The following is a 22,375-nucleotide window of genomic DNA, read 5'->3' as shown; positions in this document are numbered from 1 at the left end:
GCTGACGTGGAAGACAGTACACGCCGCCGACCCGATCCGACGAATCGTATTGAGCCGAACACTCACCGTGATCAGCGCTGGGGGTCCTCCGGGAAGTGGCAGGCCGCCCGGTGGTCCGCGCCCGCCCGGTCGCCGTCCAGCGTCGGCCGTTCCCGCTCGCACCGGGCCCGGGCCGTCTCCGGGAGCCGGGTGTGGAGCGGGCAGCGGGTGCGGAAGGGGCAACCGGTGCGGCGCTCGGTGGGGGAGGGCGGGTCCCCGGCGAGCAGGATGCGGTCGCGGGCGCGCTCGGCGGCGGGGTCGGGCAACGGGACGGCCGAGAGCAGCGCCCGGGTGTACGGGTGGCGGGGCCGGTCGAAGACGGCGGAGACCTCGCCCTGCTCGACCGTCCGTCCGAGGTACATCACGCTGACCCGGTCGGCGAGGTGCCGGATCACCGAGAGGTCGTGCGAGACGAACAGGTAGGAGAGCCCCAGCTCGGCCTTGAGCGACTGCAGCAGGTTGAGCACCCCGGCCTGGATGGAGACGTCCAGGGCGGAGACCGGTTCGTCCAGCACCAGTAGCTTCGGTCGGACGGCGAGCGCCCGGGCGATCGAGACGCGCTGGCGCTGCCCGCCGGAGAACTCGTGCGGGTAGCGGACCGCGTGGTCCGGGTCGAGGCCGACCTGGCGCAGCAGTTCGGGCACCCGGCGGGCGATCTCCTCACGCGGGGTGTGCTGGGCGCGCAGCGGCTCGGCGACGATGTCGCCGATCGGCATCCGGGGGTCGAGGCTGGCCATCGGGTCCTGGAAGACGATCTGCAGCTCGGCCCGGAGCCGGTGGGCCTCGGACCGGGTGAGCCGGGAGGTGTCGCGGCCGAGCAGTTCGATCCGGCCGGTCTCGGGGGCGCCGAGCTTCAGCAGTTCGAACAGGGTGGTGGACTTGCCGGAGCCGGACTCCCCGACCAGGCCGAGGGTCTCGCCCTCCCGCAGGTCCAGGTCGACGCCGTCCACCGCGTAGACCTCGCCGACCTTGCGCTTGAACACCGTGCCCTTGAGGAGCGGAAACGTCTTGCCGAGACCGCTCACCGACAGCACCGGCGTCCGCGAGGACCGGTCCCCGGCCACGGCCGTGGCCGGCAGCTCGGGCACCGGGTAGACCTCGTCGGGCGCGGGGCGCCGCTCGGCCAGCTCCGCCGACCGCACACAGGCGGCCGCATGCCCGTCGTCCCCGTCCAGGCCCCTGTCCAGACCCCCGTCCGGATTCCCTTCCAGCGGAGGCTCCGCCGTCGAGCAGCGCTCCTCGGCCAGCGGGCAGCGCGCGGCGAACGGGCAGCCGGGCGGCAGTTCGGCCATCGGCGCCGGGGTACCCGGGATCGGCACCAGCGCGCCGCCGCGCCCGTCCAGCCTGGGCAGCGCGCCGATCAGGCCGAGCGTGTACGGGTGTCGAGGCGCGGCGAACAGCGCGTCCACCCCGGCGGTTTCGACCACCCGGCCCGCGTACATCACCGCGATCCGGTCGGCCGTCCCGGCGATCACCCCGAGGTCGTGGCTGACCAGGACCAGCGCCGCGCCGGTCTCCCGCTGCGCGGTGCGCAGCACGTCCAGTACCTGGGCCTGGATGGTGACGTCCAGCGCGGTGGTGGGCTCGTCGGCGAGCAGGATGTCGGGCTGGTTGGCGACCGCCATGGCGATCATCGCGCGCTGGCGCATGCCGCCGGAGAACTCGTGCGGGAAGCTGTCCAGGGCCCGGTCGGGCGCCGGAATGCCGACCAGGTCGAGGAGTTCGGCGGCCCGGCGGCGGGCAGTGGCCTTGTCGACCTTCTGGTGGACGCGGACCGCCTCGGCGATCTGGTCGCCGATCCGGTAGACCGGGGTGAAGGCGGACAGCGGGTCCTGGAACACCATGGCGACCCGTCGGCCGCGGATCGCGGCGAGCTCCTTCCCGGGCAGTCCGACCAGCTCCCGGCCGTCGAGGCGCACCGAGCCGCTGACCCGCGCCGTACCCGGCAGCAGTCCCAGCACGGACAGCGCGGTGACGGACTTCCCGGAGCCGGACTCGCCGACGATGCCGAGCGTCTCGCCGCGCCGCAGGGTGAGGTCCACCCCGCGTACGGCGGGCACCGGGCCGTGCGGCCCGGCGAAGTCCACCCGCAGGTCCCGGACGGCGAGCAGCGGGGTCTCGACAACAGTGGTCACGAGTTCTTCCTCTGCGAACGACCGGGCTGACCGGGCTGGTCGGGCTGACCGGAGCGGCCGAAACGGCTTGAGCGGCTTGAGCGGCTTGAACGGCCGGAACGACCTGAGCGGCGGGAACGGCGGCCCGCCGCCCCGGAGGTGGGGTCGAGGGCGTCGCGCAGCCCGTCCCCGACCAGGTTGACGGCGAGCACGAACAGCACCAGCAGCCCGGCCGCGAAGTAGAACATCCAGGGGAACACCGGTGCCTCGGTGGTCCCGGCGGCGAGCAGGGTGCCGAGCGAAACGTCCGGCGGCCGGACGCCGAAGCCGAAGTAGGAGAGCGCGGTCTCGCTCATCACGGCGCCGCCGACCGCGATGGTGGCGTCGATGATGAGGAAGGAGGCGACGTTCGGCAGGATGTGCCGGCTGATGATCCGCAGTGGTCGGACGCCCATGAACCGTGCGGCGCGGACGAATTCGCGCTCGCGCAGGGAGAGGGTCATCGAGCGGACCACCCGGGCGGTGATCATCCAGTTGAACAGGGCGAGCAGCAGCACGAAGGCGATCCAGCCGCTGCTGCGCAGCCGGGGCGAGACGATGGTGATGATCAGGAAGCTGGGGAAGACCAGCAGCAGGTCCACCAGGAACATCAGCGCCCGGTCGGTCCAGCCGCCGAAGTAGCCCGCGCAGGCGCCGACCAGCGAGGCCAGCACGGTGGAGAAGAGCGCCACCAGCAGGCCGATGATCAGCGACTTCTGCAGTCCGCGGACGGTCTGCGCGAACACGTCCTGGCCGACCCCGTTGGTGCCGAACCAGTGTTCGCCGGACGGGGGTCGGTGCAGCGCGGTGAAGTCCGGGGCGGTGTAGTCCCAGGGCGTCAGGTACGGCCCGCCGAAGGCGAGCGCGAACAGCAGCAGGATCAGGACGGCTCCGACCACGGCGCTGCGGGCGGCGAGCACCCGGGCGAGGACGAGCCGGCCGCGTCCGGTGGCCCGGGGCCGCCCGGCGGGCGGAGCGGAGGGGCCGGAGTCGGCGGGCTCGGGGGACTCCGCGGAGTCGGCGGAATCAGCAGCGACGACGGTCATTCCACGTCACCTCCGGTCATGACCGCACGCGCGGGTCGAGGGCGGCGTGCAGGGTGTCGGCCAGGAAGCCGGAGGCGAGCACGACGACGGCGGTGAACAGGTTGATCGCCACCACCGAGTTGACGTCCTGTTCGTTGATCGACTGGATCAGCCACTCGCCCATGCCGTGCCAGCCGAAGATCGTCTCGGTGAAGATCGCGCCGGTGAAGATGCCCAGGAAGCTGTAGGCGAACATCGTCGACATCGGGATCACGGCGGTGCGCAGCCCGTGCTTGAGCAGGGCTCGGCGGCGGGTGAGGCCCTTGGCCTCGGCGGTGCGCAGGTAGTCGGAGCCGAGCACGTCGAGCATGGTGCCGCGCTGGTAGCGGCTGTAGGTGGCGAGGCCGCCGAGGGCGAGCGAGATGGTGGGCAGCAGCAGGTGCAGCGCCCAGTCGGCGAGGTGGGCGCCGAGGCCGCCGGCCAGCCCGGGGGTCTCGTAGCCGGTGAACGGGATGACCTCGTGGCCGACCGCGTCCTTGGCGGCGATCGCGCCGTTCTTGAGGAACAGCGCGACCAGGAAGACCGGGGTGGAGAGCAGCACGAAGGAGAGCACGGTGAGCAGCCGGTCGGAGATCCGGTACTGGCGCACGGCGCTCCACGCCCCGGCGGCGACGCCGAGGACCGCGCCGAGCAGGCTGCCGAGCAGCAGTAGCCGCAGCGACACCCAGACCCGGCGGCTGAAGTCGTCGGTGACCGGGGTGTCGTGGATGGTCCGGCCGAGGTCCCCGTGGAGCAGGCCGCCGGCCCAGTGCCCGAATCGCTCGACCACCGGGGTGTGGTCGTTCAGGTTGAGCGCGGTGAGCTGGCGCTCGACCGATTCGGCGGATGGGCGGGGGACTTTGGCGTCGAAGTAGGTGCGCGGCTGCAGGGCGCTCGCGGAGATCGCGTACGCCAGGAAGACGGCGGCGATCAGCAGCGCCGCGTAGTAGCTCAGCCGCTTCGCCAGGTAGCGGAGCATCAACGGCCGCCCGTGGTGGGGGTTGGGCCGACGCGTCTGGTGGGCATCGGATGGTGGCCTTCGGTCGGGGCCCGGTCAGGGCGTCAGTCGGCAGGTACCGCACGGCAGTTGGTGAAGCCGCAGGTCAGAGTGAAACACCCGGGGACGGCGGGGGTGTTGCGACGGCGTTGCCCCCGGTGACTTTTGGATCAGGTGTGCGCTCCTCCCCCTGGTGGCGGATCCGGTCCGCTGTTACGTTCCTCTGGCTCGGTGCCGGATTGAGTGCCCACGCTCAAGCCCGGTCATGCCTACTGCGCCCCAACTCCCGCTTCGCAGACCTCGTCAGCAGACCTCACCAGGGGGACCCTCATGGACGCTTCCAGTGCGACCCGCCGCTTCGGCCGGGTGACCGTCCTCGCCGCCGCCGTGGCGCTCGCGGTCACCGCGTGCACCTCGGGCGGGAGCGGCTCGGCCGACAACGTGGCCAAGAGCGAGCCGCCGAGACAGGACTCCCAGGACATCAACGCCAAGCCGCTGGACCAGGTCAAGGACGGCGGTGAGGTGCGCCTCGCGCTGGACCAGTGGATCACCCAGTGGAACCCGCTCCAGGTGGACGGCGGTACCTACACCGACACGGTGAACCTGATCCGTGCGGTGGAGCCGGCGCTGTTCGGCACCGACGCCTCCGGCACCTTCCAGCCGAACCCGGACTACCTGGTGGAGGCCAAGGTCACCTCGACCTCGCCGCAGGTGGTCACGTACAAGCTGAACCCCAAGGCCAAGTGGTCGGACGGCAAGCCGCTCAGCTACCTGGACTTCAAGGCGGACTGGCAGACCAGCAACGGCAAGGACCCGGCGTACAACATCAACGACCCGTCCGGCTACGAGCTGATCTCCGCGGTCGAGCAGGGCGCCGACCCGACCGAGGTCAAGATCACCTTCGCGCAGCCGTACGCGGACTGGCAGAACCTGTTCCGCCCGCTGATCCCGGCGGCGGGCATCGCCACTCCGGACGACTTCAACAAGGGCTGGCTGGAGAAGATCCCGATCACCGCCGGCCCGTTCAAGATCGGCGTGGCGGACAAGACCGCCCAGACCCTCAGCCTGGTCCCGGACCCGGCCTGGTGGGGGGCCAAGGCCAAGTTGGACAAGATCACCTTCCGGGTGATGGACAAGTCGGCGAGCATCCAGGCCTACCTCAACAACGAGATCGACCTCGCCTCGGCCGGCACCGCCACCGCGTACGGGCAGCTCAAGAACGCCAAGGACACCGTGATCAGGGCCGCCAGCCCGTGGGACGAGGTGCACGTCTCCTTCGGCGGCAACGGCGCGCTGGCGGACCAGAAGGTCCGCCAGGCGCTCGGCAAGGCGCTCGACCGCTCGGCGCTGATCAAGATCGCCAACAACGGGGTGCCGGTGGAGTTCAAGCCGCTCGGCAACCACATCATCATGCCCAACCAGGCGGGCTACCAGGACAACTCGGGGGACTGGGCCAAGTTCGACCTCGCCGCCGCCAAGAAGCTGCTGGACGAGGCGGGTTGGCGGGAGTCGGGCAGCGGGCCGCGCACCAAGGACGGCCAGTCGCTGGAGCTCCACTGGGTGCTCAGCGACGGCACCCAGCAGGCGCAGCTCGACCTCGCCACCGCGGCCGCGGCGATGTGGCAGGCGGCCGGGGTGAAGGTCGACCTGGACAAGGTGCCCGCCAACGACTTCTTCGCCAAGTACGTGACCCCGGGCAAGTTCGACATCGCCAGCTGGCGCAACACCGACTCCTTCCCGAACTCCAAGAGCCTGGCCAACTTCCGCCTGCCGGTGGGCGACAACTCCTTCCAGAACCCGTCGCGTCTGGGCAGCCAGGAGATCGACGACCTGCTGAAGAAGGCGGCCGGAACGGTCGACCCGGTGGAGGCCGCGAAGCTCTACAACCAGGCGGACGCGAAGATCTGGGAGCTCGGCCACACCGTCGAGCTCTACCAGCGGCCGGTCGTGGCGGCGGTGCGCAAGGGGCTCGCCAACTACGGCGCCTTCGGCCTCGGCAGTGAGGACTACAGCAAGGTCGGCTGGGAGAAGTAGCCGGGGCCGCCGACGCGGCGAGCGCGACCGCGCGGCGGGCGCTGGCGAGCAGCGCGGTGATCACGAGGCCGGTGGTGCGGACACGGGTGGGTCGGCCGTGCCGCCCCCGCTGTCCTGCCACCCGCCTTGACCTTCCGCGTTGCCCGCAGGCCGCCCGTGTCGTGGGGCCCCGCAGGGCCCGCGATCGCTTCCAATCGGGGACGAATCTAGCGGGGCGTCGCGGCGGGTCGAGGCGCAGCGCGCGGGGCGCGCCCGGAAACCCGCCGCGCTGTCACCCGGTTCGCGCACCGGGTCGTCAACTACGGCTGACAGCAAGGAGGAAAGGGGTATACGGGGCATCGTGGCCGGGGTCGAGCGGGGTTGCCGGAGCGGCGCGGCGGCCCCGCGTGCGCGCCGCGCCGGTGCGTGCACCGGGCCCGGGCCGCTGCCAGGCCTGCACTTCCGGCACACCAAGCGCGGCCCGGTCGCGCAGGCGCTGGCACCGGCCGGGGCCGTGCTGGTACTGGCCTGCACGGCGTTCGGCGGCTCCGGGGTGCTGGCGGCGGGGCTGGTCTGCGCGCTGATGGTCACGGTGGGCGTGCCGATCCACAGCCGGGTGAGCCGGGCCTGAACCCGCTCAGGGGGCGCCCTGGATCCGCCCCAGCAGCACCGGTTCGTGTCGCGCCAACCAGGCCAGGTAGGCCGGGTTGACCTTGGCCAGATCCAGGTAGGCGGCGCGCAGTTCGCCGTACAGCGCGGCCAGGGCGGGCGGGCTGAGCGCGCGCGGGCGCCAGGTGAACAGCAGTCGGACGGCCAGCGGGTCCCCGTGCACCGGGCGGACCACGGTGCCGGGCCCGGGCAGTGAGGTCGGCTGGCAGGGGCGGACGGCCTCGCCGGAGGCGACCAGCTCGGCGGCGGTGGCGTTGTCCCGTACCTGCACCACCCGGGGGTTGAGCCCGGCCTCGCTGAACACCCGGCGCATCGCCGCGTACTCGTGGTCGGCGGTCGGGTCCACCATCCAGGTGTCCTCGGCGAGGTCGGCCAGGTGGACGACCGGACGGGCGGCGGCCGGGTGGCCGGCGGCGAGCGCGACGAACTGCGGCTCCCGGGGCATCAGCACCCGGTGCTCGGCGTCCGGCGGCACCCGCAGCGGGAAGCCCTCGCTCTCGTGGACGAAGGCCACGTCCAACTGGTCGGCGGCGACCATCCGCAGCAGCGCGCTGGCGGAGATGTCGACGTGGATGGTGGTGTCGGCGTCCGGCAGCCGCTCGTGCACCCGGCGCAGCCAGGCCGCGACCACCCGGCTGCCGACGCTGCCGATGCGTAGCCGCCGCTGCCGGCCGGGCCCGGTGGCGTCCCGGGCCTCCTGGCGGGCGGCGGTCACCAGCGCGGCCATCTCGCTGATCACCGGCCGGGCCCGGGACAGCACCGAGTGGCCGAGCATGGTGGGCCGACTGCCGGTCTGTTCGCGGGTGAACAGGGTTCCGCCGATGGCCCGTTCGATGCGGTGCAGCTGGGTGGTGAGGGATGGCTGGGTCATGCCGAGTTGGAGCGCGGCCTTGCGGAGGCTGCCGGTGTCGGCGATCGCGCACAGCACCCGCAGGTGTCTCACGTCGAGCTCCACGTCGGGAGCATAGACGTCGCCGCACCGCCTCGCCAAGGACATGACATGGAATCAAAGGCCCGCCGGGGGAGCGCTCGACCGAACCCGGCCGGTATGCGGCCGGGCTATCGCCGGTTGACATCATCCGCGACCGGCCCGGGCGGGTCGAAGCTCGGTGGCAGCACACCGCCCCGGTCCCCGCCGGGGCGGCCCCCACCGTGCGCCGTGCGAGCCGTGCCCGGCCCCCACCGGCCCCGGCGAACCGGCGCACCCACGAATTCGGAGCCCCCACATGAAGCGATCCGTGCTGTCCGCCGCCCTGGGCCTGGCCGTTGCCGCCGGCCTCGCGATCGTGCCCGCCACCGCCGTCGCCGCGCCCGCCGCTCCGGCCGCCGTGCAGGGCTACACCGCCTCGACGTACGCCGGTTCGGCCGCCGAGGCGGCCGACAACCGGGCGTTCTTCCAGGCCGTGATGGCCTCCGCCAAGGCCAAGCAGGCCGCCAACCCGTGGCTGCAGACCGTCACCGTCACCTACGACACCGCCGGCGCCCCCTCCTTCACCGGCCAGATAGCCAACGCCGCGCAGATCTGGAACGGCTCGGTGCACAACGTCCAGCTCCAGGAATCCAGTGGTACCGGCGACTTCTCGTACTACGAGGGCGATGACAGCCGCGGCTCGTACGCCAGCACCGACGGGCACGGGCACGGCTACATCTTCCTCGACTACCAGCAGAACCAGCAGTACGACTCGGTGCGCGTCACCGCGCACGAGACCGGGCACGTGCTCGGCCTGCCGGACCACTACTCCGGCCCGTGCAGCGAGCTGATGTCGGGTGGCGGCCCCGGCCCGTCCTGCACCAACCCGTACCCCGACGGCAACGAGCGCGCGCAGGTCGACTCGCTCTGGGCGAACGGCGCAGCGCCCGCGAACTAGCCGCACTGCCCAGCGGATCGGGGCGCGGCGGGCCGCCCGGCCGGAAACGGGCGGCCCGCCGCAGTGGGTACTTCCCCGCCTCGGAGCCTAGCCGCCGACGGAACGGAATGCCAGGGATATGGGTGAGTCAAGACTAGGAAAAGACGACTCGAATCCGCCGGGCCGCGGGGGTATTGGGTCGGGCTATCGCGGGTTGACATCATCCGCCCGCCCGCCGGGCTGCCCGAAGCTCTGGGGACATCACCCGTTCACCAGGTGTCCCCCAGGGCCGGACCCCAACCGGCCGCGGCACCACAGGAATCGGAGCCCCCACATGAAGCGATCCGTGCTGTCCGCCACCCTCGGCCTGGCCCTCGCGGCCGGCCTCGCCGTGCTGCCCGCCACCGCGGCCGCCGCCGCACCGGCCGCACCGGCCGTGCAGGGCTACACCGCCTCGACGTACGCAGGCTCGGCCGCCGAGGCCGCGGACAACCAGGCGTTCTTCCAGGCCGTGATGGCCTCCGCCAAGGCCAAGCAGGCCGCCGACCCGGGTCTGGCCACCGTCGTGGTCACCTACGACGCCAGCTCGGCCCCGTCCTTCCGCACCCAGATCGCCAACGCCGCGCAGATCTGGAACAGTTCGGTCAGGAACGTCCAGCTGAGGTCCGGTTCGGCCGCCGACTTCCGCTACTACGAGGGCAACGACAGCCGTGGCTCGTACGCCAGCACCGACGGGCACGGGCGCGGCTACATCTTCCTCGACTACCAGCAGAACCGGCAGTACAACTCGGTCCGGGTGACGGCCCACGAGACCGGGCACGTGCTCGGCCTGCCGGACCACTACTCCGGCCCGTGCAGCGAGCTGATGTCGGGCGGCGGCCCCGGCCCGTCCTGCACCAACCCGTACCCGAACAGCACGGAGCGCAGCCGGGTCAACTCGCTCTGGGCGCGCGGCTGACGGCCCTGAGTACCCCCGGACCGGCCGCACGCCGCTGCGGCCGGTCCCGGGTGTTGTCGGTGGCGCGTGCGAGCATGCGGGCGAGATCCGTCCCGAAAGGTGCCGCCATGCCCCGTTCCGCCCCCGACCGGCTCGCCGACCTCCCGTACGCCGAGCTGCTGCGCCCGCACACCGGGCCGCTGCGCAGCGACGACCGCTACGACACCGCGCACTTCGACGGCGGCGAGCACACCGACGAGTCGGCCGCCGGGGCGGCCTTCCTGGAGTGCGCCTTCACCGGGGTCGCGCTCAGCGGGGTCAAGCTGCGCCAGGCCCGGTTCAACGAGGTCTGGGTGCAGGCCGGCCGCTGGGTGGCCTGCGACCTGAGCGACACCGAGTGGCAGGACAGCGCCTTCGTCGGCGGCGTGCTGGCCGGGGTGGCCGGGTACGGCTCGGCGCTGAGGCGGGTGGTGTTCCGCGGCTGCAAGCTGGAGGCGGTCAACCTGCGGTCGGCCGTGCTGCGGGACGTCGTGTTCGAGGACTGCCTGCTGCGCGACGTGGACTTCGGGGAGGCGAAGCTGACCGGGGTGTCCTTCCCCGGCTCGACGCTGGAGGAGGTCCGGCTGCGCGGGGCCGTGCTGAGCGGGACCGACCTGCGCGGCGCCGTCCGGCTCGGGCTGGCGGACGGCCACCAGGGGCTGCGCGGAGCTGTCATCAGCTCCACCCAACTGCTGGAACTGGCACCGCAGTTCGCTCACGCGCTGGGGATCGAGGTGAAGGATGTCTGAACAACTCGTTCACCGGCCCGTCGCTCGGCGATGGGCCGGTGAACAGTCCGCCAAAGCTTGACCGGGGGCCCTTTCCCGCGGCTCCCACCTGCGCAAAGATGCTCGCCGTTCGGGGGCTGAGGCACGACCTGTATACACACCTCGGGAATGGACGGGCCGGTCAGATGGCTGAGCTGAATCGCAGGAAGTTCATGGCACTCTCCGCGGGCGCCGCGGCGGGAGCGGCGGTGGTCGGTGGATCCGCCGTCGCCGGCAGCGCTCCGGCGGCGGCCGCGACGCTGAGCACCACCGGGACCATCACCGACGTCCAGCACGTCGTGATCCTGATGCAGGAGAACCGGAGCTTCGACCACTACTTCGGCACTCTCAAGGGCGTCCGCGGCTTCGCCGACAAGGCCACCATCCAGATCTCCGGCGGCTACAGCGTCTTCAACCAGCCGAACGGCCTGTTCGCCCGCCAGTACCCGTGGGCCTTCAACCCCTCGGGCAACAGCGGCTCCCCGGAGACCCTGGCGCAGTGCAACGGCGACCTCTCGCACGCCTGGTCCGACCAGCACAAGGCCTGGAACGGCGGCAAGATGGACTCCTGGGTGTCCGCCAAGGGCACCGTCCGCACCCTCGGCTACCTCCAGCGCGCCGACATCCCGTTCCACTACGCGCTGGCCGACAACTGGACCATCTGCGACGCCTACCACTGCTCGGTACTGAGCGCGACCGGCCCCAACCGCACCTACCACTGGTCGGGTTGGATCGACCCCAACGGCACCGCCGGAGGCCCCGCCTACGACGGCGGATCCGAGTCCAACCTGCGCTGGCAGACCTACGCCGAGGCGCTGGAGAACGCCGGCGTCAGCTGGAAGGTCTACCAGAACGCCAACGACAACTTCGGCGACAACGCCCTCGCCTACTTCAGCCAGTTCACCGGCGCCCCGGCCGGCAGCCCGCTCGCCGTCAAGGGCATGGGCTCCGTCCCCGCCGTCACCGGCAGGACCCCGGACGACATCGCCGCCGCGATCAAGGCCGACGTGCTGAACGGCACCCTGCCGCAGGTCTCCTGGATCGTCGCCGACCAGCAGTCCTCCGAGCACCCCTACGCCACTCCGGAGGACGGCGCGCACTTCGTCCACATGGTGATGAACGCCCTGAACGCGGACCCCAACGTGTTCAACTCCACCGTTCTGCTGATCAACTACGACGAGAACGACGGCTTCTTCGACCACGTCCCGCCGCCGGCGGCGCCCTCCGGCACCGCGGACGAGTTCTACAACTCCACCAACGTCGGCCTCGGCTTCCGCGTCCCGCTGATCGCCGTCTCCCCGTGGAGCCGCGGCGGCTGGGTCAACTCCGAGACCTTCGACCACACCTCGGTGCTGCGCTTCCTGGAGGTGTGGACCGCCGCCATCGGCAAGCCCGCCACCAGCCCCAACATCAGCGCCTGGCGCCGGCAGGTCTGCGGCGACCTCACCTCGATCTTCGACTTCGCCGACCCGGTGTACGGCATGCCCTCGCTGCCCGACACCTCGCAGACCATCGGTCTGTCCACCTGCGGCCCGCTGCCCAACCCCTCGCCCGGCAACAACGCGCTGCCCGCGCAGGAGCCCGGAACCCGTCCGGCCCGTGCCCTGCCGTACCAGCCCAACGCCAACCTGGACCACTGGGACACCAACGCCAGCGGCGTCATGCACGTCTGGCTGAAGATGTCCAACGACGGAGCCGCCCGGGCCGCGCACTTCGCCGCCTACGCCAACGCCTACCGCAGCGGAGGTCCCTGGCAGTACACCGTCGATTCCGGCAGCCCGGTCACCGACTTCTTCAACTGCGGCACCAACGGCTTCGGCAACGGCAAGTACGACCTGACCGTGGTCGGCCCGAACCGCTTCCTGCGCCGCTTCACCGGTGACCTCACCCAGCCGGGCAAGAACGCGGCCGTCACCGCCTCGTACGCGGTCGAGCCGGGCACCGGCAAGCCGGCGATCTACTTCAAGCTGGCCAACTCCGGCAGCACGCCGGTGACCTTCACCATCACCTCCGACAACTACCGGACGGACGGCCCCTGGACGTATCAGGTGCCGGCCGGCGGCAGCGTCAGTGACTTCTTCAACGCCGTGGCCTACAACAACGGCTGGTACGACTTCACCGTCACGGTGGACTCCGACGGCAGCTGGTCGCAGCGGTTCACCGGCCACCTGGAGACGGGCGCGCCCAGCGTCAGCGGCTGAGCCGACGGCTCAGACGAACGGGCCCCGGGGGAACCACGGATCGCGGACCTCCCGGGGCCCGTACGGCGTCAGCAGCGTGAGGGTGTGCGGCGCGGCCGCGTACTCGGCCAGCTGCACCGCGCCGTAGCGGGTCTCCAGCTCGGCCTGCACCGGCACCGGCAGCTTGCTCAGCGCCCGCCGCAGCTGCAGCGCGTCCCGCCGGCTCACCGGGTGCGGGGCGCGCAGCACCAGTCGCAGCGGGCTCAGCGGTCCGGCCACCGGCACCCCGGTGCCCAGCTCGTAGGCGACCGCGCCGATCGGCCCCCAGGACAGCCGGTGGTCCGCCACCAGCCGGCCGACCTCCGGCAGCAGGGCCAGCGCCGCGATCCCGGCGACCCGCTCGGGGGCCAGCCGCTCGCGCCGCTCGGCCAGCTGCTCGGGCCGCAGTGTCCGGGCCACCGCGGCCCAGGGCGCCAGCGCGTCCAGCCGCTGCCCGGGGCGCGGGCCGCGTACGGTCACCGGGATCCAGTGCTCGGGCGCCGCCTCCGGGTCCCGGGTGCAGCGCTGCGGTCGCGGTACGTCCACCGGGCCGCCGACCACCGAGGGCGCCCGGCCGACGGTCACCCACGGGTGCGTCCGCAGCACCGCCCGCGCCCACTCCGGCAGTTCGCCGCCGGCCAGCGGCCGCAGCGAACTCGGGCACTGCATCAGCAGCAGGTCGTGGGCGCCGGGCAGCCGCCCGTCCAGCGCGGCCAGCGGACCGACCCGTCGGCGCGGTCCGTCGTGCAGTTCCTCGGTCGAGTTCCTCACACCGCCACCCTCCGCCTGCTCCACGCCCCCGGCTACGGCCCTTCGACGTGTTCCGCCGGGACCAAAGGCTCAAGGTGCGTCCGCCCGGACCCGGTGTGAGAGTGGGGGCAGCCCGGTATTCCGTCATTCCGCCCCGAGGAGGAGGAGCCATGGGCATCTTCGACAGGTTGTTCCACCGGCCGCCGCAGCACGAGTCCACCAGCGAGGACGCCACCCAGCGTGCCGCCCTGGCCCACGACGAGGCCGCCGACGCGTTCAGCAACGACGTCGAGCGGTCCCGCGAGACGCGGGAGCGGCTCGCCCAGGAAGAGGCCGACCGGCGCGCCGCCGAGAACATGACGGCCGAGGGCGACCCCTGGGACTGACGCCCGACACCTTCAACGCGTCCGTGGCGGCAGTGGCGGCCGCCGCAGGTCCGGCCGGGGCGTGGACTCCGGCGGGGGCGCCGCGGCCGGGGCGTCCTCCAGCAGGTCCAGGGCCAGCTGGACGGCGGTCATCAGCTCCGGGTGGCGCCCGCGCGCCCAGTCCTGCGGGGTGCGCAGCACGTGCACGTCCGGCTCGACGCCCCGGTTCTCCACCGACCAGCCGAGCCCGCCGCTGAACCAGGAGGCGTTCTTCGGCACCGAGATCTGGGTGCCGTCGCCCAGGGTGTGCCGTCCGGTCATCCCGACCACCCCGCCCCAGGTGCGGTTGCCGATCACCGGGCCGAGTCCGAGCAGCTTGATCGCCGCGATGATCACGTCCCCGTCCGAGCAGGTCGCCTCGTCGGCGAGCGCCACCAGCGGACCGCGCAGGGCGTGGCGCGGCCAGCGGACCGGCTGGCGGTCCCGGGTGAAGTCCCAGGCGAGGACCTGCCGGGTGAGCTTCTCCAGCACCAGTTCGGAGACGTTGCCGCCGGCGTTGCCGCGCACGTCCAGCACCAGTGCGGGTTTGTCCAGTTCCCGCCGCCGGTCCCGGTTGAACTGCGCCCAGCCGGAGCCGCCGAGGTCCGGGATGTGCAGGTAGCCGCACCGCCCGTCGCTGTACTCCCGCACCAGGGCGCGGCGTTTGACCACCCAGTCCTGGTAGCGGATGGCCCGTTCGTCGGTCAGCGGGGTGACCGCGATCCGCCGCACCGGGCCGTCCGGGCCGCTGCGCAGGGTGAGTTCCACGGTGGTGCCGCCGGTGCCGACCAGCTGCGGGGACGGGCCGCGAAGCGGGTCCACCGGGCGGCCGCCGACCTCCAGCAGCTCGTCGCCCTTCCGGACGCCCTTGGCGGCCAGCGGGGCGCGGGCGCGCGGGTCGGAGGACTCGCCGGGCAGCACCCGGTCGACCAGCCAGCGGCCGTCGGGGGAGCGGTGGGCGCTGGCGCCGAGCAGGCCGAGCGGCTGCTGGGCGAGCGAGGGGCCTTCGGCGCGCCGGGAGGGGGTGACGTAGGCGTGCGAGGTGCCGAGTTCGCCGAGGAGTTCGCGCAGCAGGTCGGCGAAGTCGTCGGGTGAGCAGACCCGTTCCAGCAGCGGCTCGTACTGGGCGACCATTGCCGGCCAGTCCAGGCCGGACATCTGCTCGTCCCAGAACTGGTCCCGGACGATCCGGGCCGCCTCGTGGTACGCCTGGCGCCACTCGGCGGCCGGGTGCACGGTGTGGGTGATCCGGCGCAGGTCGACGGTGGTCCCGGCGGAGGGGACGCCGACCGGGAACACCCGCAGTGTCCCGGCCGAGTAGACCGCGATCGAGCCGCCGTCGCCGGAGACCGCGTAGCCGTCCAGTTTGTCGACCAGGGTGGTGCGGCTGCCCCGGGCCAGGTCGTAGTGCTCCAGCGAGGGGCGGCCGGAGGTGTCCTCGGGGCTGGCGAAGGTCTGCCCGAGGGTGCCGGAGATCGGCCAGCGCAGCCAGACCAGGCCGCCGCGCACCGCGTCGGTGGCCGAGTATTTGGAGGCGATCACCGGGAACTGCAGTAGCCGCTCGCCGATGCCCTCGGGGTCGACCCGGACGGTGCCGTCGCCGCCGCCGTTCCCGCGCGGGGCGCCGTCCTCGGCGGGCGCGGCGAACGGCGAGGGGGTATCGGCGCTGAGCGGGACGAGGTACGGGCGGCAGCCGACGGGGAAGGAGAGGTCGCCGGTGTGCACGTCGTGCACCGGGTCGAAGCCGCGCCAGGAGAGGAAGGCCAGGTAGCGGCCGTCCCGGGTGAAGACCGGCTGCTCGTCCTCGAACCGCCCGTCGGTGACGTCGACGACCGGTGCGGGCGCGTCGGTGCGGGTGAGCCGGATCCGGCGCAGCGAGCGCCCGGCGGCCGGCTGGGACCAGGTGATCCAGTGCGAGTCGGGGGAGAACCGGGCGCTGGAGACCGGCCCGTAGTCGGAGGCGGTCAGCTCGCGCACCTCACCGTCGGTGGCGGAGACCAGCAGCAGCCGCCCGTCCGAGGCGGCGGCGGCGAGGTGGGTGCCGTCGGGGGAGGCGGTGAGCTCCAGGACCCGGCCGAGCCTTCCGGCGGCGAGCACCCGGTGGCGGTGCTTCTTCGCTCCCTCGTGACCGGGGAAGTCGTCGTGGCCGGGCAGCGGCGTCACCTCGATGGCGTCGGCGCCCTCCGCGTCGGTGACCCAGGCCGCCTCGCCGGTGTGGCCGAGCACCACCGGCAGTCGGGTCCGCACCCCGGGGCTGTCGGCGAGCGCGCGGGCCGGGCCGTCCTTGTGGGTGAGCCAGTACTGGCTGCCGCGCACGGTGATCACCCCGGCCCGCCCGGTCTGGTCGCAGGCGAGGTCCTTGACCTGGGCGGCGGCGTTGACCTGGTACGGGCGGCGGCCGGCCCGGGCGCCGCCGAGCGGGACGTGCAGCCGGCGCGGGGCGGGGGCGTCCAGGTCGTCCAGCAGCCAGAGGTCGCCGGCGTGCTGGTAGACGATCCGGGTGCCGTCGGTGGCGGCCTCGCGGGCGTAGTAGGAGGCGTGGTCGGTGTGCCGGCGCAGGTCGCCGCCGTCGGGGAGGCAGGAGTAGAGGTTGCCGATGCCCTCGTGGTCGGAGAGGAAGGCGATCCGGCCGCCGACCGGCATGGGTGAGGCGAGGTGGCCGGTGTGGTCGGGCAGGATCAGCCCGCCGTCCACCCAGAGCCGCCCGATGGCGCCGCCGCGGTAGCGCTTCCAGGCGGCGGGTTCGTGCGGAGCGGCGCCGGTGAGCAGCACGGTCCGCTCGCGGCTCATCTGGGCGTCGCCCACGGGGCCCCAGGGCATCCGGCGGCCGGGGGAGCCGTCCGGCGGCAGGGCGTGTGCCCAGGTGTAGTGGCCGAAGGGCTCGTGGAAGGAGGTGACGGCCAGTACCTCGCCGTCCGGCAGCCAGCCGCGGACCCGGGTGTCCTGGCTGCCCCAGAAGCTGAGCCGGCGGGTCTCGCCGCCCTCGACCGGGGCGGTCCACACCTCGGGGGTGAGGCTGAGCCAGCTGGTCCAGGCGAGGGTGGTGCCGTCGGGGGAGAAGCGGGGGTGGCTGACCCGGGTGCGGTCGCAGCCGACCCGCCAGGCCCGTCCGGTGCCGCCGCCGTCGGCGTCCAGCGGGGCGATCCAGACGTCGTCCTCGGCGGTGAAGGTGAGCAGGCCGCCGTGCAGATGGGGGTAGCGGAGGTAGCCGGACGGGGTCACTCCTCCATCCTTCGACGGAGTGTCATCCCCGGCAACCGGGGTGGTCTTCCCGAGCCGGCCCAACCGGGGGCTTCCGGGCCCGGACGCCGACGGGGACCGTGCTTGAACCTGACACCGGTGTGAGGTCCAAGCACGGCCCCCATGGCGACCACACGGCTCACAACCCCGGTATCCCGTAAGCCCTTTCCGCTCCCCGGCCTGCTCGGCCCGGCCACCGCCGTCTTCGGCACCGCGCTCACCGAGAACCTGCCCGCGGGTGTCCCCGGCGGCGCTGTCGCTGGGCGTGCCGGTGGGCACCTTCCTCGGCCTGGTCCTCGCCGCCCCCGCCACGCCTTCGCGGCGAAGCGCGGCCAGCGGTCAGCGGAGCAGCAGCCGGTTCGCCCGCAGCTCCTCGGCGATCCCGGCCGGGGCGGTCGTGATGTGGCCCGCCGAGTACGGGGGCTGCGGGTCGTACTCGATGAGCAGTTGGATCGCCTGCGCGGTCGCGTCGCCGGCGATCCGCCCGGTCAGCGTCAGTGCGAGGTCGATGCCGGCCGAGACGCCCGCCGCGGTCGCGTACTTGCCGTCGATGACGACCCGCTCGGTGCCGGTCGGCTCCGCACCGAACTGCGGCAGCTGGTCCAGACAGACCCAGTGCGAGGTGGCCCGGCGGCCCTGGAGCAGCCCGGCGGCGCCCAGCAACAGCGAGCCGGAGCAGACCGAGGTGGTCCAGGTGGTCGTCGCGTCCACCGCGCGCACCCACTCGACCACGGCCTGGTCGGCCAGCTGGGCCTCCGTCCCCGGCCCGCCGGGCACCAGCAGCAGGTCGGCCGAGTCCACCTCGTCCAGGGCGGCGTCGGCGGTGAGCGCCAGGCTCGTCATGTCGGTGCGGACCGGCCCGCGCCGGGCGGCGGTGAACACCACCTCGGCGCCGGGGATGCGGGACAGCACCTCGTACGGGCCGACGGCGTCCAGGGCGGTGAAGTCGTCGTAGAGCAGGACGGCGATGCGCATCAGTGTCCTCCATCGGGACTGGTTCGGACATCGGAACTGGAACGGAAGCGGCGTCGGTATTCCGCGGGCGGGGCGGCCAGGGTCCGGACGAAGGCGCGCCGCATCGCCTCCGGGGTGCCGTAGCCGCAGGAGCGGGAGATCTCCTCGATGCCGTCGTCGGTGTCCTCCAGCAGCCGCCGGGCGGCCTCCAGCCGGACGCCGTCCACGTACCGGCCCGGCGTCACCCCCACCTCGGCGGCGAAGGCCCGGGCGAAGTGCCGGGGCGACAGTGCCGAACGACCGGCCAGCGCCTCGACCGACAGGTCGGCCTCGGGGTGCTCGGCGATCCACCGCTGCACCTCGCGCAGCGGTTGCCGGGCCGCCACCTGGGCGGCCAGCTGGGTGCTGAACTGGGCCTGGTTGCCCGGCCTGCGCAGGAAGACCACTAGACGGCGGGCGATCAGCAGCGCGGTGTCGCGGCCGAGGTCCTCCTCGACCAGGGCCAGCGCCAGGTCGATGCCGGCGGTGACCCCGGCGGAGGTGGCGATGTGCCCGTCCCGGACGTGGATCGGATCCGGGTCCACCTCGATGTCGGGGAACCGCCGGGCCAGCGCCTCGCAGTACGCCCAGTGCGTGGTCGCCCGGCGCCCGGCCAGCAGCCCGGCCTCGGCGAGCAGGAAGGCCCCGGTGCACACCGACACCACCCGTTCGGCCCGGTCGGCCAGTTCCCGGATCCGCGCCACCAGCGCGCCGTCCGGATGCTCGGTGCCCTCCCCGCCGGGGACCAGCAGGGTGTGTACCGGCCCGACGTCGGCCAGGTCCGTGTCCGGCAGCAGCCGCAGCCCGCTGAGGCCGCGCACCGGTCCGCCGCCGAGCGAGGCGGTGGTCACCCGGTACGCGCCCGGCCGCCCGGCGGCGGCGCCCGCTCCCGCGAACACCTCCACGGGCCCGGTCACGTCCAGGCTCTGCACGCCGTCGTAGAGGACGACGACCACGCTGTGCGCTCTCATGCGGCCAGCCTGTCAGCGGGCCGGGGTGGCAGCAATGACCTGTTCCCCACCTTTCCTGCCACAGGCGGCGAGTGATCCCGCCCCGAGCCGACGGGGCGCGCCGGTGCCGAACGGGAGAAGTGACGAGCGAGGTACGAGGGCCGGAGCGACGACCGTCGGCACCGGGTCAGAGCGCCCCGGAGGCAGGTGGGCGAGTGGGTGAGTAACCGCCGAAACGCCGAGGGGCCCCTTGCTTTCGCAAGGGGCCCCTCGACTGTCTGTGCGCCGCCAGGGACTCGAACCCCGGACCCGCTGATTAAGAGTCAGCTGCTCTAACCAACTGAGCTAGCGGCGCTTGCTGACGTGGAGAACATTACCTGGTCAGCGGCCGAAACACACAATCGGCCCGGATGGCCCCCGCTCGCTCAGGCGGTCAGCACCACCTTGCCCCGGACGTGCCCGGTGGCGACCAGCCGGTGGGCCTCGGCGGCCTTCTCCAGCGGCAGCGCCTCGGCGACCTCCAGCCGCAGCGCGCCCGCCTCCCACAGTCGCACCAGCTCGGCAAGCCGTTCGGCCGTCCGCGGCGCCCGCAGCCCCCGGACGCCCAGGCGCTCGGCCTCCGGATAGTCGACCACGGTGCCGATCCGGTCCTTGTCGGCGACCAGCTCGACCGAGGCCTGCAGTGCGCCCCGGCCGGCCGCGTCGAAGGCCGCGGTCACCCCCTGCGGCGCCACCGTCCGGACCCGCTCGACCAGACCCTCGCCGTAGCCGACCGGGATCGCGCCCAGCTCGCGCAGGTAGTCGTGGTTGCGCTCGCTCGCCGTGCCGATGACGGTGGCGCCCCAGACCCGGGCGAGCTGGACGGCGACGGTGCCGACCCCGCCGGTGGCGCCGTGCACCAGCACCGTGTCGCCGGGGCCGAGCCCGAGCAGGGCGAGTGCCATGTGCGCGGTCTGGCCGGAGGCGGAGAGCGAGCCGGCCTGCTCCCAGGGCATCGTGGCGGGCTTGGCCACCAGCTGGGCGGCGTCCACCGTGACCAGCTCGGCGTGGCAGTCCAGTACCCGGAAGCCCAGCACCTCGTCGCCGACCTTCCAGTCCCCGGCGCCCGGGCCCAGCCGGTCGATCACCCCGGCGAACTCGTTGCCGAGCGTGAACGGCGGCTCGACCGTCAGTCCCGGCGGGCGGAACCCCTCCCGGATCGCGAGGTCCACCGGCTGCACCCCGGCGGCGTAGACCCGCACCCGGACCTCGCCCGGGCCGGGCTCCGGTGCGGGCACCTCGGTGACCCGCAGGACCTCCGGACCGCCGGACCGCGCCACGGTGACCGCCTTCACGGGGGCTCCTCTCCCTCGACTGTTCGACTGATCGTCTGCCTGATCGTCCGCCCGATCGTTCGACGCTCCCGATCCTCGAACCTGAAGTGCACTTGAGGTCAAGCGCCGCTCGGCGCGCCCCCACCTATGGGCGCATTGTCAGATTTATCCTGGGCGGCGCTCAGCCGTCCGCCGTCGAGAGGAACCTCCCCGTGGGCCAGCTGCCCCTGTTCTTCCTGGTGCTGCTCGCCTCCGTGGTGACGATGCCACTCGCCCGCAGGACGGGGGTGCCGCAACCGGTCCTGATGACCCTGCTCGGCATCGCGATGGCGCTCATCCCGCAGATCCCGGACGTCTCGCTCGAACCCGAGCTGATCCTCCCGCTGGTCCTGCCGCCGCTGATCTTCGCGGTCGCCCGGCGCTCCTCGGTCCGCTACTTCAAGGCCAACATCCGCTCGATCCTGCTGCTGGCCGTCGCCCTGGTGGTGGTCACCACGATCGCGGTCGCCGGGACGGTGCACTGGCTCCTGCCCACCCTGCCGCTGGCCGCCGCCATCGCGGTCGGCGCGTTGGTCTCCCCGCCCGACCCGGTCGCCGCCGTCGCGGTGGCCGGCAGCGTCGGCCTGCCCCGGCACTTGGTGGCGATTCTGGAGAGCGAGGGCCTGTTCAACGACGTCACCGCGATCGTCATCTACTCGCTGGCCATCGAGGCCATGGTCAGCGGCGACTTCTCGGTCGGCAACGCGGTGCTGCGCTTCATCCTGTCCGCCGTGCTCGCCGTGGTCATCGGCGTCGCCCTGGGCTGGATGAACGCCAAGCTCGCCGAACGCCTGGACGACCCGACCCAGCAGGTCGCGCTCAACCTGCTGGTGCCCTTCGCCGCCTACACCATCGCCGAGGAGATCCACGGCTCCGGGGTGCTCGCCGTCGTGGTCTGCGCGCTCTACCTCGCCGACCGGGCCGCCGACGCCGACGCCGTCTCCTATCGGCTGGTCGGCAACGCCTTCTGGGAAGTGGTCGAGATCCTGATCACCGGTGTCGCCTTCGGCCTGATCGGCCTGGAGCTGGCCACCGTGCTCAAGGAGGCGGGCAACGGCTGGACCGGCTTCATCGGCGACGCCGCCGTGGTCATCGCGGTGGTCGTCGTGGTCCGGCTGCTCTGGCTGCTGCCGGCCGGCTGGCTGTCCCGGAGGCTGCGCCGCGACGACGACGAGGACACCCCGTTCAGCTGGAAGGAGAGCGTGGTCCTCTGGTGGTCCGGCATGCGTGGCGTGGCCACCGTCGCCCTGGTCCTCGCCATCCCGCTCACCCTGCACTCCGGCGCGGACTTCCCCGAGCGCGGCCGGCTGGTCTTCATCGCCTTCAGCGTGGTGCTGTTCACCCTGTTGGTCCAGGGCCTGAGCCTGCCCTGGCTGGCCAAGCGGCTCCGACTGGACATCGACCAGGACCGGCACGAGCAGGCCGTCCGTCAGCTCTGGTGGCGGGCCGCCAAGGCCGGGCTCACGCGCCTCGGCGAACTGGAGGAGCAGGACAAACTGCCCGCCGAGGTCGCCGACCGTCTGCGGGACCGTCAGCACGACCGGCTGGCCCGGCTCTGCCCGGAGAACTACGCCGAGGAGGACGCCGCCGAGGCCAAGCTGCGCCTCGCCCAGTGGCGGGCCGCCCGGGACGTCGAGCAGGAGATGATCGCCGCCTCCCGGCGCGAGATGCTCGTCGCCCGCAGCGAGCTCGGGGCCGACCCGGAACTGGTCGACGAGGTGCTGCGCGGGCTGGACCTGCGCACGGAACGGAAATGACGGGCAGTCCGCGCGCCAGGCGGAATGTGCGCGACCGCCTCCGGGGTTGCATAGGCTGAACCCGGGCAGGCCGTCAACGGAGTCGGCGCACCACCAGTACCCGCACGACCTCGCACAGACCCTCACCGCCTGGCCTCACGCCTGGCCCTGCCGGTTTCTGCACCCAGATGAATCGAGGACCCACC

General features: G+C 72.9%; 17 protein-coding genes and 1 tRNA gene. 8 read left to right on the top strand and 10 right to left on the bottom strand.

What is annotated here, in order from left to right; all coding sequences use genetic code 11:
• Positions 1-71: 71 nt before the first annotated feature.
• Genes ACH4E7_RS18640 through ACH4E7_RS18630 form a run of 3 tightly spaced genes read right to left on the bottom strand, consistent with a single transcriptional unit; the run spans position 72 to position 4,235 of the window.
• Positions 72-2,174 (bottom strand): dipeptide ABC transporter ATP-binding protein, encoded by a 2,103-nt coding sequence (locus ACH4E7_RS18640; RefSeq protein ID WP_396250112.1) that lies wholly within the window; start codon positions 2,172-2,174, stop codon positions 72-74.
• Positions 2,171-3,238: an ABC transporter permease gene (locus ACH4E7_RS18635; protein WP_396250111.1), complete on the bottom strand. Its 1,068-nt coding sequence runs from the start codon at positions 3,236-3,238 to the stop codon at positions 2,171-2,173. Before ACH4E7_RS18635 ends, ACH4E7_RS18640 begins: the two co-directional genes overlap by 4 nt.
• A gap of 16 nt (positions 3,239-3,254) precedes the next feature.
• Entirely contained in the window at positions 3,255-4,235 is a 981-nt protein-coding gene (locus ACH4E7_RS18630; RefSeq protein WP_396250110.1) for an ABC transporter permease, read from the bottom strand.
• 348 nt (positions 4,236-4,583) lie between these two features.
• On the opposite strand from ACH4E7_RS18630, the gene ACH4E7_RS18625 reads away from it, so the two are divergent.
• Positions 4,584-6,287: an ABC transporter family substrate-binding protein gene (locus ACH4E7_RS18625; RefSeq protein ID WP_396250109.1), complete on the top strand. Its 1,704-nt coding sequence runs from the start codon at positions 4,584-4,586 to the stop codon at positions 6,285-6,287.
• Between the two features lie 340 nt (positions 6,288-6,627).
• The gene (locus tag ACH4E7_RS18620; RefSeq protein ID WP_396250108.1) at positions 6,628-6,897 is read left to right on the top strand and encodes a hypothetical protein; all 270 of its coding nucleotides are present in this window, start codon (positions 6,628-6,630) and stop codon (positions 6,895-6,897) included.
• A 6-nt stretch (positions 6,898-6,903) separates the two neighbouring features.
• Here ACH4E7_RS18620 and ACH4E7_RS18615 read toward each other — a convergent pair whose 3' ends face one another.
• Complete coding sequence (locus tag ACH4E7_RS18615) at positions 6,904-7,890, bottom strand: LysR family transcriptional regulator (RefSeq protein ID WP_396250107.1); 987 nt, start codon at positions 7,888-7,890, stop codon at positions 6,904-6,906.
• A gap of 271 nt (positions 7,891-8,161) precedes the next feature.
• On the opposite strand from ACH4E7_RS18615, the gene snpA (ACH4E7_RS18610) reads away from it, so the two are divergent.
• From snpA (ACH4E7_RS18610) to ACH4E7_RS18595, 4 genes are all read left to right on the top strand, one after another.
• On the top strand, positions 8,162-8,803 hold the full coding sequence (snpA, locus tag ACH4E7_RS18610) for a snapalysin (protein ID WP_396250106.1): 642 nt from the start codon (positions 8,162-8,164) through the stop codon (positions 8,801-8,803).
• A gap of 313 nt (positions 8,804-9,116) precedes the next feature.
• Complete coding sequence (snpA, locus tag ACH4E7_RS18605) at positions 9,117-9,740, top strand: snapalysin (protein WP_396250105.1); 624 nt, start codon at positions 9,117-9,119, stop codon at positions 9,738-9,740.
• A gap of 107 nt (positions 9,741-9,847) precedes the next feature.
• Positions 9,848-10,507, top strand: a complete 660-nt coding sequence (locus ACH4E7_RS18600) for a pentapeptide repeat-containing protein (protein WP_396250104.1) — start codon at positions 9,848-9,850, stop codon at positions 10,505-10,507.
• 164 nt (positions 10,508-10,671) lie between these two features.
• Entirely contained in the window at positions 10,672-12,726 is a 2,055-nt protein-coding gene (locus tag ACH4E7_RS18595; protein WP_396250103.1) for a phosphocholine-specific phospholipase C, read from the top strand.
• A gap of 9 nt (positions 12,727-12,735) precedes the next feature.
• Here ACH4E7_RS18595 and ACH4E7_RS18590 read toward each other — a convergent pair whose 3' ends face one another.
• On the bottom strand, positions 12,736-13,515 hold the full coding sequence (locus tag ACH4E7_RS18590; protein ID WP_396250102.1) for a phosphoribosyl-dephospho-CoA transferase MdcG domain-containing protein: 780 nt from the start codon (positions 13,513-13,515) through the stop codon (positions 12,736-12,738).
• A gap of 149 nt (positions 13,516-13,664) precedes the next feature.
• Here ACH4E7_RS18590 and ACH4E7_RS18585 point away from each other — a divergent pair, with 149 nt between their 5' ends.
• Positions 13,665-13,880, top strand: coding sequence for a hypothetical protein (locus ACH4E7_RS18585; RefSeq protein ID WP_396250101.1), 216 nt, complete (start codon positions 13,665-13,667; stop codon positions 13,878-13,880).
• Between the two features lie 12 nt (positions 13,881-13,892).
• Here ACH4E7_RS18585 and ACH4E7_RS18580 read toward each other — a convergent pair whose 3' ends face one another.
• The 5 genes from ACH4E7_RS18580 to ACH4E7_RS18560 form a co-directional block, all read right to left on the bottom strand.
• On the bottom strand, positions 13,893-17,120 hold the full coding sequence (locus ACH4E7_RS18580) for a S41 family peptidase (RefSeq protein WP_396250100.1): 3,228 nt from the start codon (positions 17,118-17,120) through the stop codon (positions 13,893-13,895).
• 357 nt (positions 17,121-17,477) lie between these two features.
• A complete protein-coding gene (locus ACH4E7_RS18575) occupies positions 17,478-18,113 on the bottom strand; it encodes a DJ-1/PfpI family protein (protein ID WP_396250099.1) in 636 nt (211 codons plus the stop codon).
• Positions 18,113-19,102, bottom strand: a complete 990-nt coding sequence (locus tag ACH4E7_RS18570) for a GlxA family transcriptional regulator (protein ID WP_396250098.1) — start codon at positions 19,100-19,102, stop codon at positions 18,113-18,115. The genes ACH4E7_RS18575 and ACH4E7_RS18570 overlap by 1 nt, the downstream gene beginning before the upstream one ends.
• Positions 19,103-19,362: 260 nt before the next feature.
• Positions 19,363-19,436: transfer RNA gene (locus ACH4E7_RS18565), tRNA-Lys, on the bottom strand.
• A 70-nt stretch (positions 19,437-19,506) separates the two neighbouring features.
• Positions 19,507-20,415 carry an NADP-dependent oxidoreductase gene (locus tag ACH4E7_RS18560; RefSeq protein ID WP_396250097.1) on the bottom strand — a complete coding sequence of 303 codons (909 nt, stop codon included), beginning with the start codon at positions 20,413-20,415 and terminating at the stop codon, positions 19,507-19,509.
• A 191-nt stretch (positions 20,416-20,606) separates the two neighbouring features.
• On the opposite strand from ACH4E7_RS18560, the gene ACH4E7_RS18555 reads away from it, so the two are divergent.
• Complete coding sequence (locus ACH4E7_RS18555; protein WP_396250096.1) at positions 20,607-22,190, top strand: Na+/H+ antiporter; 1,584 nt, start codon at positions 20,607-20,609, stop codon at positions 22,188-22,190.
• Positions 22,191-22,375 lie beyond the last annotated feature (185 nt).

Origin of the sequence: Kitasatospora sp. NPDC018058, from assembly GCF_044327205.1 — a bacterium.
GTDB lineage: Bacteria > Actinomycetota > Actinomycetes > Streptomycetales > Streptomycetaceae > Kitasatospora.
Note: the sequence above shows the minus strand (reverse complement) of the source record. Positions and strands in the feature narration are given on the sequence as shown.

Excerpts from the sequence above, each read along its gene's own strand:
- ACH4E7_RS18635 (WP_396250111.1), bottom strand. The coding sequence starts at position 3,238 with ATGACCGTCGTCGCTGCTGATTCCGCCGACTCCGCGGAGTCCCCCGAG.
- ACH4E7_RS18630 (WP_396250110.1), bottom strand. The coding sequence starts at position 4,235 with ATGCTCCGCTACCTGGCGAAGCGGCTGAGCTACTACGCGGCGCTGCTG.
- ACH4E7_RS18625 (WP_396250109.1), top strand. The coding sequence starts at position 4,584 with ATGGACGCTTCCAGTGCGACCCGCCGCTTCGGCCGGGTGACCGTCCTC.
- snpA (WP_396250106.1), top strand. The coding sequence starts at position 8,162 with ATGAAGCGATCCGTGCTGTCCGCCGCCCTGGGCCTGGCCGTTGCCGCC.
- snpA (WP_396250105.1), top strand. The coding sequence starts at position 9,117 with ATGAAGCGATCCGTGCTGTCCGCCACCCTCGGCCTGGCCCTCGCGGCC.
- ACH4E7_RS18600 (WP_396250104.1), top strand. The coding sequence starts at position 9,848 with ATGCCCCGTTCCGCCCCCGACCGGCTCGCCGACCTCCCGTACGCCGAG.
- ACH4E7_RS18595 (WP_396250103.1), top strand. The coding sequence starts at position 10,672 with ATGGCTGAGCTGAATCGCAGGAAGTTCATGGCACTCTCCGCGGGCGCC.
- ACH4E7_RS18585 (WP_396250101.1), top strand. The coding sequence starts at position 13,665 with ATGGGCATCTTCGACAGGTTGTTCCACCGGCCGCCGCAGCACGAGTCC.
- ACH4E7_RS18575 (WP_396250099.1), bottom strand. The coding sequence starts at position 18,113 with ATGCGCATCGCCGTCCTGCTCTACGACGACTTCACCGCCCTGGACGCC.
- ACH4E7_RS18570 (WP_396250098.1), bottom strand. The coding sequence starts at position 19,102 with ATGAGAGCGCACAGCGTGGTCGTCGTCCTCTACGACGGCGTGCAGAGC.